This is a genomic window from Streptomyces sp. NPDC093225 (assembly GCF_044753805.1).
Lineage (GTDB): Bacteria > Actinomycetota > Actinomycetes > Streptomycetales > Streptomycetaceae > Streptomyces.
In genome coordinates this window covers 1-11,804 of sequence record NZ_JBIVNX010000096.1, presented here as the reverse complement: position 1 = coordinate 11,804, position 11,804 = coordinate 1, and the positions used below count along the sequence as shown (strand labels likewise).

Here is an 11,804-nt window from a genome sequence, read left to right as displayed (position 1 = left end):
CCAGGGCCGAAGGCCCCGAAGCCCCAGGGGTGGGCCTGCCGCAGGGCCTGCAGGCCATGACGGGTCAAGAGGCGAGGGGACCCACACACCACGGGCCGGCAGCCACACACCACGGGCCGGCAGCCACACACCACGGGACGGCCGCCACACACCCCACCACGCGCCGGCCCTGGGCGCAGGGCGGCCCTGTGCGCGGCGGCCCCTGCGCGCGGCCGGCCCCGGGCGCGCGGCGTCAGGAGCCGAGCCGCCCCGGCCCGAGCCGGTCCGCGCCCGAGAGGATCGCTGCGGCCAGTGCCTCGGCGGCCGCGCCGCCCGCGCCGCCACCGCGGCCCGCGAGGAGGACGAACTCCACCTCGCCCAGGTCCGGAAGCCCCGCCCGCTCCGCGGACACCCGCACCAGCCCCGGCGGGATCAGCCCGCGGGTGTGGGCCATCACGCCCAGCCCGGCGCGGGCGGCCGCGACCAGACCGCTCAGGCTGCCGCTCGTACAGGCGATCCGCCAGGACCGGCCGGCGCGCTCCAGGACCTCCAGCGCACGGGCCCGGGTGATGGCCGGCGGCGGGAAGACGATCAGCGGGACCGGACGCTCGGGGTCCACCCGCAGCCCGTCCGCCCCGATCCACACCATCCGGTCCCGCCACACCAGCCGTCCGCGCTCGTCGCCGCCGAGCCCGAACGCCCCGGCGCCGAGCACCCCGGCACCGCCCGCCCCGGCCCCGGGCGCCCGGGCCGCGGCCGGCGCCGCCGCGGTCCCGCGGGCCCCGTCCGCCACGCCGGGAGGGGTGCGGCGCTTGGCCAGCACCAGGTCCAGCCGGCCCTCGTCCAAGCGCTCGTGCAGGGTCCCGGACAGCTCGACGGTGAGCTCCAGGTCCACCTCCGGGTGCTCCTGCCGGAAGGCCACGAGGATCTCCGGCAGCCGGGTCAGCACGAAGTCCTCCGAGGCACCGAAGCGCAGCCGGCCGCGCAGCCGCGTGCCGGTGAAGAACGCCGTGGCCCGCTCGTGGGCCTCCAGGATGGTGCGGGCGAAGCCGAGCAGGGCCTCGCCGTCCTCGGTGACCTCGACGGTGTGCGTGTCACGGCTGAACAGCTGGCGCCCGGTGGCCTCCTCCAGGCGGCGCACGTGCTGGCTGACCGTCGACTGGCGCAGCCCGAGCCGGCGGGCGGCCTGGGTGAAGCTGAGCGTCTGCGCGACCGTGAGGAACGTGCGCAGCTGGACCGGGTCGTACAGGGTGCCTGCCACCGTCCGACCGTACCCCCGGCGTCGCCGCCCGGTCATCACGATCCGCGATGACAGTCAGTGCGGTGTGCGGGTTTCCCGATGGCCGGGTCCCGGGGGACGATGGCCGGGTCCCCGTACCGCAGGAGAACGAGCGCCCATGCCCCGCCCCCGGATGTTCCGGATACCCGCCCGGTTGCCGCTGGACCCGTACGTCCTGGCCCTCCTCGGCACCGTGGGCCTGGCCGCGCTGCTGCCCGCGCGCGGGGGCGCTGCCACCGTCGCGGACGGCGCCGCCACCGGCGCGGTCGCCCTGCTGTTCTTCCTCTACGGCGCCCGGCTCTCCACCCGCGAAGCGCTCGACGGCCTGCGGCACTGGCGGCTGCACCTCACCGTGCTGCTGTGCACCTTCGCCGTCTTCCCGCTGCTGGGGCTGGCCGCTCGCGGCCTGGTGCCGCACGTGCTGACGCCCCCGCTCTACGGCGGCCTGCTCTTCCTCTGCCTGGTCCCGTCCACGATCCAGTCCTCGATCGCCTTCACGTCGATCGCCCGCGGCAACGTGCCCGCGGCGATCTGCGCCGGCTCGTTCTCCAGCCTGGCCGGGATCGTGCTGACGCCGCTGCTGGCGGGGCTGCTGCTCGGCTCGGACGGCGGCGGGTTCTCGTTCGACGCCCTGGTGAAGATCGTCGTACAGCTGCTGCTGCCGTTCCTGGCCGGGCAGGTGCTGCGCCGCTGGGTCTCCGGCTTCCTGGTGCGGCACAGGAAGGCCCTCGGCTACGTCGACCGGGGCTCGATCCTGCTCGTCGTCTACGCCGCCTTCAGCGCCGGCATGGCGGCCGGTGTCTGGCACCAGGTCAGCCCGGCCCGGCTGGGTGCGCTGCTGCTCGTCGAGGCCGTGCTGCTGGCCGTGGCGCTGACGCTGACCTGGTACGGGGCCGGCCGCCTCGGTTTCGGCCGCGAGGACCGGATCGCGATCCAGTTCGCCGGTTCGAAGAAGAGCCTGGCGGCCGGACTGCCCATGGCGAGCGTGCTGTTCGGGGCGCACGCGAGCCTGGCGGTGCTCCCGCTGATGCTGTTCCACCAGATGCAGCTGATGGTCTGCGCGGTCATCGCCCGGCGCCGGGCCGCCGACCCGCCGGGCGGCCAACTCCCGCAGCAGGGTGTGGCGGAGATCTCGGCGCCCGTCCGGCAGGGCGGCACCGCGGGCCGATAACGTGCGGTGGTGACCCGGATACGATCCGCCGCCCCCGCCGTCGGCGCCACCACCCCGGCCTCCGTACGGCCTTCCCTCACCGGCTTCCGCCCCGCCGCGGGCGCGCGCCCCTGCACGCTCGTGGTGTGCCGCGGCTGTTGCTGCGGCGACCCGAACAAGAACCCCGGGGCCGACCACGAGGGCCAGTTGGCCCGGCTGCAGGCGGCTGCCGAGGAGTCGGGGGGCGCACTGGCCGTCCGTACGAGCGACTGCCTGGGGCCCTGCGAGCGGGCCAACGTGATCGTGGTCCAGCCCTCGGCGGAGGCCCGCCGCAAGGGCGCCCGGGCCGCGTGGGTCGGCTGGGCCCTGGACTCCGACGCCACCGAGGACGTGCTGGCCTGGGCGGCCGCGGGCGGCCCCGGCATCGCCCCGGTACCGGCGACGGTGGAACTCAGCCTGTTCCCGGCGCCGGCCGAGGGCGGGGGCGAGGGGTCTCGGGGCGGGGCGAGGGAGAAGTCGAAGTCGAAGGGGCGTGCGGCGCGCCGGGGGCGTTGACGCGGCCGGTGCTGCTGGTACCGCTCCCGCTGGTACGGCTGGTACGGCTGCCGCTGGTACTGCTGCCGCTGACGTGGTGCCGCGGTCCGGAGCTGCGGAGGGGCCGGCCCGTGGTGTGTGGGTCCCCTCGGTGCTTGACCCGGTGTGGCCTGCAGGCCCTGCGGCAGGCCCACCCCTGGGGCTTCGGGGCCTTCGGCCCTGGCCTGCGGCCACCCCAGGCCCGGGCCTGCCTCCGGACCAGCCTGCCACACCGCCTCAAGCACCTCCCCCACACACCACGGGCCGGCGCTCTCTCGTGATGCCGTGCGCCCGGGGCTTCGGGGACGGGGTCCCGGCGGTCGAAGGCGGGCCCCGTCGGCAAGGGGCTGCATCTCAGCGGGCGATGCGACCAGGGCCGCTACGGCGCGGGGACGACCGCCAGGCCCTCGGGGGAAACCGGACCGACGGCGGTGAGCCGGTGCTCGCCGGCGTAGACGTTCATCGAGGTGCCGCGCAGGAAGCCCACCAGGGTCAGGCCCGACTCCACGGCGAGGTCCACGGCCAGCGAGGACGGCGCGGAGACGGCCGCGAGCACGGGGATGCCGGCCATCACGGCCTTCTGCGCGAGTTCGAACGACGCCCGGCCCGACACCAGCAGGACCGCGCCGGCCAGCGGTAGCCGGCCGTCCTGGAGCGCCCGGCCGACGATCTTGTCGACGGCGTTGTGCCGGCCCACGTCCTCCCGGAGGTCGAGGAGCTCGCCCTCCGCCGAGAACAGTCCCGCCGCGTGCAGGGCCCCGGTCCGGTCGAAGACGCGCTGCGCCGCCCGCAGCCGGTCGGGCAGCTCGGTCAGCACCTCGGGGGTGACCCGGACCGGGTCGGCGGCGGTGTCCGGGAAGCGGGTCGCCGTCCGCACCGCGTCCAGGCTCGCCTTGCCGCACAGGCCGCAGGAGGACGTGGTGTACACGTTCCGCTCCAGGCCCGACTCCGGCACCGGGACGCCCGGGGCGAGCCGGACGTCCACCACGTTGTAGGTGTTGCGGCCGTCCTCCGTCGCCCCGGCGCAGTAGACGATCGACCGCACGTCCTCCGCGGACGCGACGACGCCCTCGCTGACGAGGAAACCGGCCGCCAGTGCGAAGTCGTCGCCGGGGGTGCGCATGGTGATCGCCAGCGGCTTGCCGTTCAGGCGTATCTCCAGCGGCTCCTCGGCGACCAGCGTGTCCGGCCGCACCGAGGCGACCCCGTCCCGGATCCTGACGACCCGACGTCGCTCGGTGACCCGTCCCATGGCGATCAGCCCACTCCCTCGGCACGCGCGGCGCCCTCCGGCGCCCTTGCCCCCACATTGTCCTGCACGGGACCACGGCCGTCCGCGGCCCCTACCTGCGGATCTTGTGGAAGGTCCACAACACGTCGGCCGATTCCTGTCGGTTCACGCGCCCTCATACCCGCCAGTAGCAGGCAAAGCTGGGAAATTCCTGCACATCCAATAGGGGGATCCCGCCCATGACCGGTTCACGCGTCGTCGCCCTGGGCCACTACCAGCCCGCCAAGACCCTGACCAACGGCGAGCTCGCCGCCATGGTCGACACCAGCGACGAGTGGATCAGCACGCGGGTCGGGATCCGGACCCGCCGTGTCGCGGGCCCCGACGAGCCGGTGGACCTGCTGGCCGCGGAGGCCGCCGCCAAGGCCCTGGCCCAGGCGGGCGCGACCGCCGCCGACGTCGACCTGGTCCTCGTCGCCACCTCCACCGCCATCGACCGCTCCCCCAACATGGCCGCGCGGGTCGCCGCGCGCCTGGGGATGGGATCCCCGGCGGTCATGGACCTCAACGTCGTGTGCTCCGGGTTCACCCATGCCCTGGCCACCGCGGACCACGCGATCCGGGCCGGCTCGGCCACCCGCGCCCTGGTCATCGGCGCCGACAAGATGACCGAGGTGACGGACTGGACTGACCGGACCACGTGCGTGCTGGTCGGCGACGGCGCGGGCGCCGCGGTGGTCGAGGCCGTGCCGGAGGGCTCGGAGCTGGGCATCGGCCCGGTGCTGTGGGGTTCGGTCCCGGAGATGGGCCACGCGGTCCGCATCGAGGGCACCCCGCCGGTCTTCGCCCAGGAGGGCCAGTCCGTCTACCGGTGGGCGACCACCCAGCTGCCGCCGATCGCGCGGAAGGTGTGCGAGCGGGCGGGCGTGACCCCCGAGGAGCTCGCGGCCGTCGTCCTGCACCAGGCCAACCTGCGCATCATCGAGCCCGTGGCCCATCGGATCGGCGCCGTGAACGCCGTCGTCGCGCGCGACGTGACCGAGTCCGGCAACACCTCCGCCGCCAGCATCCCGATGGCCCTGTCCAAGCTGGTCGAACGCGGAGAGGTGGAGTCCGGCGCCCCGGTCCTGCTCTTCGGGTTCGGCGGCAACCTCTCGTACGCGGGCCAGGTCATCCGCTGTCCGTAGCCGGAGTCCCCCTTCGGTAGTAGATCTGCGGTCGTACCCACATTGGTCCCCGGGGGTGACGCCCCGGAGGGGCTGCGGGCCCGACCATGGAGGGGTCCGCTCATGCCGTCCCGGTCCCGGAGGCCCCACCCCATGAACCGCAGGTCCGTCGCCCTGACCACCGCCACCGTCGTCATCGGCGTGGGCTTCGGCGCCGCCGTCGCCGTCCCGGCGGCGGCCGACTGGTACCAGCACCGCAGCCCGGCGGCCGTGTCCGCGGCCGCCGGCGCGTACGCCGCGCCGTCGCCCGGGTCCGACGCCGGTTCCGCATCGGTGTCCGGCACCGTCGCCGCCGTGGACGGCAAGGGTGCCGCCCGGGCCGCGAAGGCCGCCGAGCGGCCCTCGGCGTCCACGGGCGCCTTCGGTTACGTCGTGCGCAGCACCGGCGGAGACCGGATCCTGCGGGTGGCCCTCCCGCACCACTCGACCCCCGCCTCGTGCCGGCCGTCCGCCCACTCGGTCCCGTGGTTCCGGGCCCACCAGAGCGACCCCGGCACCGCCCGGGCCGGCGCCCGCACTCCGGTCCACTGCGGCCCGCACGCTGCGCACCCGGCCGGCGACGCCCCGTACGCCCAGGGCCACGCCGGCCACCGCTGACCGCGAGCGCGGCCCTCGCAGCGGGCTGACCTCCGGATATGCGGGTGAAGAGCACTCCGAACCCCTGGTATTGTTTTCCATGTCGCCGCGGGAAACCGGGGCGGTCACCTGGTCCGGGTGGCGGAATGGCAGACGCGCTAGCTTGAGGTGCTAGTGCCCTTTATCGGGCGTGGGGGTTCAAGTCCCCCCTCGGACACCAGCAAGAAGACCCCCTGCTTCGGCAGGGGGTCTTCTGCGTTCGGCCGCGACCGGGCAACCCGCCGGGCGAGGCGGTACCGACATCGTCCGCACCGAGGGAGCCGGCGCACCGTGGCAGAGCTCAAGGTCACCTACGACAAGACCGCGAACGCGGCGTACGTGTACTTCACCGAGCCGCAGGCCCGGGTGCGGTCCGTGCACGTGTACCCCTGCGACCCGGTGGGGGTCGACGGCATGATCAACCTCGACTTCGACGAGCAGGGCCGCCTCCTCGGCATCGAGGTCCTGGACGCCTGCTCGAAGCTGCCCGAGTACCTGCTCCGCTCCGCGGAGCGCCTGGACGCCGGGGACTCCTGACCCGCGCGGCCCGAACGGGAACCCACCGGACCGCGGCAGGGGCCAGGGCCCGACCGGCGCCGCCCGGGCCTCCGCCAGGTCGGGATCCGCCCCAATTGACGGACCATCAGTTATTGACGGTTCATCAGGTCAGATCCAGAATGCGGGGAATCCGACCGGAGGGACCCCCTTCATGCTGCGCACCCCGCGACCGTCGCGACCGCTCCGCGCTCTTGCCGCGTCCGCGGCGGCCCTCGTGCTCGCCTTCGGCTCCGCCGCCTGCAACTCCGCGTCCAACGGGTCCTCCGGGGCGGACGGCGAGAAGGACGGTGCCGTGCGCGGGGTGACCGCCGACACGATCCGGGTGGGCGGGATCGTGTCGATGACCACCGCCAGCGGCTACAGCAAGAAGGACACCGACCTCGGCGCCCGGGCCCGCTACCTGCGCGCCAACGCCGAGGGCGGGGTGGCCGGCCGGAAGATCGAGTACCTCGGGGCGCAGGACGACGGCCAGGACCCGGCCCGGAACATGGCGGCGGCCCGCAAGGCCGTCCAGCAGGACGAGGTGTTCGCGGTGGCGCCGATGAGCTCGGTGACCTTCGCGGGCGCCGAGTTCCTGGAGCAGTCGAAGGTGCCGACGTTCGGCTGGGGCACCACCCCGGCCTTCTGCGGACCGAAGTACGTCTACGGGTTCAACGGCTGCCTCGTACCGACCCCGGGCGGCACCCTCAACCAGACCTGGCCGGAGGGCATCGCCAAGGTGCTGGGCGGTGCGGCCGGCAAGTCGGTGGCGATCATCGCCAACGACAGCGACGCCGGCAAGTTCGGCATCCGCACCTTCGGCCTGGGCTTCGCGAAGGCCGGGTTCGAGGTCGCGTACGCCAAGCCGTCGGTGCCCGCGGCCTCGGTGCCGACGGACTGGTCGGCGTACGTGAAGGACATCCTGCGCGGTGGCGGTGGCCGGGCGCCGGACGCGGTGGTGTCGGTGATGCAGACGCCGAACAACATCGGACTCTTCACCGCCCTCAAGCGGGCCGGGTACGAGGGCGTCCTCACGGACCCGACGGACTACGACCCCGGGCTCCTGGCCAAGGACGCGACACGGCAGGCCCTGGACGGGACGTACGTGCTGCTGCAGTTCATGCCCTTCGAGCAGGACGACCCGAAGATGGCGCAGTTCAAGGCGGACATCAAGAAGGCGGCGGGCGGGAAGGACGTCCCGCTGAACATGCACATGCTGACCGGTTACATGTCGGCGGACCTGTTCCTCGCCATCGCGGCCAAGGCCGGCAAGGACCTCACCCCCGAGAGCTTCCAGACCGCGGCGGCCGGCTTCGCCGACACCGGGACGCTGGTCGGCGACCGGGCCGAGCCCAAGGGGCAGCAGGAGAGCTTCGGCTGCGGCGCGCTGGTGCAGCTGAAGGGCGGCTCGTACCGGGTCGCGGTGCCCTTCACCTGCTACCCGCCGGTCCCGTTCCGGTAAAGGGTGGGTCGGTCGATGGCGGATCTGCTGGGTTTCGTACTGAGCGGACTGGTCTCGGGCGCGCTGTACGCCCTGCTGGCCACGGGGCTGGTGCTGTCGTACTCCGCGTCCGGCCTGTTCAACTTCGCGCACGGGGCGACCGCGTACCTCTGCGCCCTGGTCTTCTACGAGCTGCACTCGGGGCTCGGCTGGCCGGCCGTACCCGTCGCGCTGCTCGTGGTGGCCGGCTTCGCGCCGGGGCTCGGCTGGGCGTTGGACCGGCTGATGTTCCGCAAGCTCGCGCGGGTCGGCCCCACGGCGCAGATCACGGCCACGATCGGGCTGCTGGTGGCACTGCCCGCGGCCGGCCTGTGGGTGGTGGAACTGCTCACGGACGCGGGCGTGGCGGGCGTGCTGCCCGCGGAGAACCAGTTCGGGCTGCCGGGGATCGGGCCGAGTCCGGCCCGCTCCTGGCAGCCGGTGGCCGGCGTGGGCGTGGACTCCGACCAGCTCATCACCTGGGTGGCCACGGCCGCGGCGGCCGCCGGGCTGTGGGTGCTGCTGCGGCACACCCGGCTCGGGCTGCGGCTGCGGGCGGCGGTGGACGACCGCGGGCTGACGGAGCTGCGCGGGATCAGCGCGGACCGGCTGTCGTCGGTGGCCTGGATGCTGGCCTCGGGCCTGGCGGGACTGGCCGGGGTGCTGGCCGGACCGCTGCTGGGGCTGTCCGCGCACGACTACACCCTCTTCCTGTTCGTGTCGGCGACGGCCGCGGTGCTGGGGCGGTTCGCTTCGGTGCCGGTGGCCTTCGCGGCGGGGCTGGGGCTGGGCGTCGTACAGAACCTGGTCGCCGGGTACGCGTCCTTCGCCGAGCGGGTGACGGGGTTCCGCACGGCGGTGCCGTTCCTCATCCTGTTCGCGGGCCTGCTGGTGCTGGCGCGGCGCCAGCGGACCGCGGGGGTGGCCGTGGCGGACGCGCCGCCCGCGGACCACCTGGCCGGGGCTTCGTGGCGGCGGCGCTGGGGCGCCTGGTCGGTGGCGGCGCTGGTGGCCGGGCTGGCCCTCTACACGGTCACCACCCCCTTCTGGAGCGGCCTGCTCGCGCAGGGACTGGCCCTCGGCCTGGTCCTCATGTCGATCACGGTGGTCACCGGGCTCGGGGCGATGGTCTCGCTCGCGCAGGCCGCGTTCGTGACGGGCGCGGCGCTGGTGGCCGGGCTGCTGATGAGCCACGGCTGGCCGTTCGTCCTCGCGCTGCTCGCCGGTACGGGCGCCGCGGCCCTGCTCGGCGCGCTCGTGGCACTCCCCGCCCTGCGCCTGGGCGGCGGGCGGTCGCTCGCACTCGCGACCCTGGCGCTGGCCTTCCTCGCCGACCAGGTGCTCTTCCAGCTCGGGTGGCTGCGCAACGGCGACGCCGGCCGGGCCCTGCCGCGGCCCGTGGCCGGCCCCGTGGACCTGGGCGACGACCGGGCCTTCGGGGTGGCGATGCTGGTCCTGGTGGCGCTGGCCTGCTGGGGCCTGACCGCCCTCCGGGACTCGTCGTGGGGCCGGGCCGTGCTGGCGGTCCGCTCGGCCCCGGCGGCCGCGATGGCCTCGGGCGTCTCGGTGGTGCGCACGCAACTGCTGCTGTTCGCGGTCTCGGCGGGGCTGGCGGGTTTCGGGGGCGTGCTGTACGCCTCGTACAACACCCGGGTCACGGCCACGGACTTCACGGCGATGACGGGACTGGTCTGGCTGGCCGTCGTGGTCGCCGCCGGGGTCCGGCGACCGCAGTACGCGGTGGTGGCGGGCCTGGTGTACGCCCTGGCGCCGCACGTCCTGTCGGAGTGGGTGACCTCCTCCGCCCACCTCCCGGTGATCCTCTTCGGCCTGGCCGGCCTGGCCCTGGCCAACGACCCCGACGGCTACGTCGCGGCCGTCCCGCTCCGCCTGGCCGCCCGTCGCCGCCGCCGGCTGGGTGCGGCGGAGGCGGTCGAACCGGAGGACGGCGGGGCCGCGGCGACGGCCGGAGCGGCAGAGGCCGTCGGGGCAGCCACCACGACGGTGCCGAAGGCACGGACGACGACGGCCCCGCCCCACCCGCCGACCCCGGACGCGCCCGCCGACCGGAACGCCCCGCCCGAACCGAACGTGCCAGCCGACCCACATGCCCCGCACTCCCCACACTCCCCACACTCCCCGCACACCCCGCCCTCCCCGTACGCACTGGAACTGCGCGGCGTATGGGCCGGCTACGACGGCGGATCCGTGCTCCGCGGAGTGGACCTCGGCGTGCGCGCAGGGGAGATCCTCGCGGTCCTCGGACCCAACGGGGCCGGAAAGAGCACCGCCTGCCGACTGGCCGCCGGCGCGCTCGCCGCCGCACGCGGCACCGTGCACCTCGGCGGCCGCGACGTCACCCGGCACGGGGCGGTGCGCAGGGCCCGCGCCGGGGTCCTGCTGGCCCCCGAGGGGCGGGGGATCTTCCCCGCCCTGACCGTCGAGGACAACCTCGCGCTCCGCCTCGACCACCCCGACGAGCGCGCCCGCGTGTACGAGCGCTTCCCGCGGCTGGCCGCCCGGCGCCGCACCCCCGCGGGCGCCCTGTCGGGCGGCGAGCAACAGCTGCTCGCCCTCGCCCCGCTGCTCCAGCGCCCGCCGCGGGTCCTGGTCGCCGACGAGCCCTCCCTCGGCCTCGCGCCGCGCGTGGTGGACGAGGTGTACGCCCTCCTCGGCGAACTCCGCGCGACCGGCACCGCGCTGTTGCTCGTCGAGGAGAAGGCCGCCGAGATCCTCGGGGTGGCCGACACCGTCGCCTACCTCGCCGACGGCCGCGTCCAGTGGTGCGGCCCCCGCGCCGAGGTGGAGGCCGACCGGCTGACCGAGGCCTACCTGGGGGTGCGGGCATGAGCACCGGGAACGCCGGCCGCACGCGCACGCCGTACCTGCTCGAGGCCGACGGCATCGGTGTGCGCTTCGGCGGGGTACGGGCCCTCGACGGGGTGTCGCTCGGGCTGCGGGGCGGTGAGGTGTGCGGCCTGATCGGTCCCAACGGAGCGGGCAAGACGACCCTGTTCGACGTCCTGTCCGGGATCCGCCGCCCCGACGCGGGGGCGGTGCGCCTCGACGGCGCCGACGTCACCCGCCGCTCCCCGGTCTGGCGCGCCCGCCACGGCATGCGCCGCACCTTCCAGCGCCAGCAGCTCTTCGGCCAACTGACGGTCGCCGACAACCTCCTCGTCGCCCAGGAGTGGCGCGGTGGCCGCGGCCGGGCACAGGTGCGGGGGCGCCGGGCCCGGGCCGCCGCGGTGCTGGCCGACTGCGGGATCGCCGCGCTCGGGCCGGCGTACGCGGCCGCGCTGCCGGTCGGCCAGGCCCGGATGGCGGAGCTGGCGCGCGCCGTGGCCGACCCGCCCCGCGTCCTGTTGCTGGACGAGCCGGCCTCGGGGATGTCCGCGCCGGAGCGGGAACGGCTGGCGACGGTGGTGCGCCGGCTGGCGGACGAGGGCTGCGCGGTCCTGCTGGTGGAGCACAACGTGGCCTTCGTGATGGAGCTCTGCACCCGGGTCGTGGTCCTCGACCTGGGCACGGTGCTCGCCGAGGGCACCCCGGCTCGGGTGCGTGCCGACCCCGCGGTACGGGAGGCGTACCTGGGGGCGTAGGCGACGCGAGGACGCCGACCGCGCGGGAGTCGGCCGGCCCGTGGTGTGTGGGGGAGGCGCTTGACAGGGGTGGCAGGCTGGTCCGGAGGCAGGCCCGGGCCGAGGGGGGCCGCAGGCCCGGGCGAAGCCCCG

The 11,804-nt window shown here is 75.2% G+C and carries 10 protein-coding genes and 1 tRNA gene; 9 read left to right on the top strand and 2 right to left on the bottom strand.

Annotated features, from left to right (window positions below; translation table 11 throughout):
• Positions 1–232: 232 nt before the first annotated feature.
• Positions 233–1,228, bottom strand: a complete 996-nt coding sequence (locus ACIQCH_RS37920) for a LysR substrate-binding domain-containing protein (RefSeq protein WP_402588841.1) — start codon at positions 1,226–1,228, stop codon at positions 233–235.
• A 148-nt stretch (positions 1,229–1,376) separates the two neighbouring features.
• Here ACIQCH_RS37920 and ACIQCH_RS37915 point away from each other — a divergent pair, with 148 nt between their 5' ends.
• The gene (locus ACIQCH_RS37915) at positions 1,377–2,429 is read left to right on the top strand and encodes a bile acid:sodium symporter family protein (RefSeq protein ID WP_402588837.1); all 1,053 of its coding nucleotides are present in this window, start codon (positions 1,377–1,379) and stop codon (positions 2,427–2,429) included.
• 120 nt (positions 2,430–2,549) lie between these two features.
• Positions 2,550–2,963, top strand: coding sequence for a (2Fe-2S) ferredoxin domain-containing protein (locus ACIQCH_RS37910; RefSeq protein WP_402588839.1), 414 nt, complete (start codon positions 2,550–2,552; stop codon positions 2,961–2,963).
• A gap of 397 nt (positions 2,964–3,360) precedes the next feature.
• On the opposite strand, the gene fdhD is transcribed toward ACIQCH_RS37910, so the two are convergent.
• The gene (fdhD, locus tag ACIQCH_RS37905) at positions 3,361–4,233 is read right to left on the bottom strand and encodes a formate dehydrogenase accessory sulfurtransferase FdhD (protein WP_402588835.1); all 873 of its coding nucleotides are present in this window, start codon (positions 4,231–4,233) and stop codon (positions 3,361–3,363) included.
• 218 nt (positions 4,234–4,451) lie between these two features.
• Here fdhD and ACIQCH_RS37900 point away from each other — a divergent pair, with 218 nt between their 5' ends.
• The 7 genes from ACIQCH_RS37900 to ACIQCH_RS37870 all read left to right on the top strand — a co-directional run bounded on the left by ACIQCH_RS37900 (position 4,452) and on the right by ACIQCH_RS37870 (position 11,672).
• Complete coding sequence (locus ACIQCH_RS37900; RefSeq protein WP_402588833.1) at positions 4,452–5,399, top strand: beta-ketoacyl-ACP synthase III; 948 nt, start codon at positions 4,452–4,454, stop codon at positions 5,397–5,399.
• A gap of 132 nt (positions 5,400–5,531) precedes the next feature.
• Positions 5,532–6,035 (top strand): hypothetical protein, encoded by a 504-nt coding sequence (locus ACIQCH_RS37895; RefSeq protein WP_402588831.1) that lies wholly within the window; start codon positions 5,532–5,534, stop codon positions 6,033–6,035.
• A 111-nt stretch (positions 6,036–6,146) separates the two neighbouring features.
• A tRNA-Leu gene (locus tag ACIQCH_RS37890) sits at positions 6,147–6,234 on the top strand.
• 110 nt (positions 6,235–6,344) lie between these two features.
• Positions 6,345–6,590 carry a DUF2283 domain-containing protein gene (locus tag ACIQCH_RS37885; protein ID WP_402588829.1) on the top strand — a complete coding sequence of 82 codons (246 nt, stop codon included), beginning with the start codon at positions 6,345–6,347 and terminating at the stop codon, positions 6,588–6,590.
• A gap of 172 nt (positions 6,591–6,762) precedes the next feature.
• Positions 6,763–8,052, top strand: a complete 1,290-nt coding sequence (locus ACIQCH_RS37880; protein WP_402588827.1) for an ABC transporter substrate-binding protein — start codon at positions 6,763–6,765, stop codon at positions 8,050–8,052.
• Positions 8,053–8,067: 15 nt separating this feature from the next.
• Positions 8,068–10,920 carry an ATP-binding cassette domain-containing protein gene (locus tag ACIQCH_RS37875; RefSeq protein WP_402588825.1) on the top strand — a complete coding sequence of 951 codons (2,853 nt, stop codon included), beginning with the start codon at positions 8,068–8,070 and terminating at the stop codon, positions 10,918–10,920.
• The gene (locus ACIQCH_RS37870; protein WP_402588823.1) at positions 10,917–11,672 is read left to right on the top strand and encodes an ABC transporter ATP-binding protein; all 756 of its coding nucleotides are present in this window, start codon (positions 10,917–10,919) and stop codon (positions 11,670–11,672) included. The genes ACIQCH_RS37875 and ACIQCH_RS37870 overlap by 4 nt, the downstream gene beginning before the upstream one ends.
• The last annotated feature ends 132 nt before the right edge of the window (positions 11,673–11,804 follow it).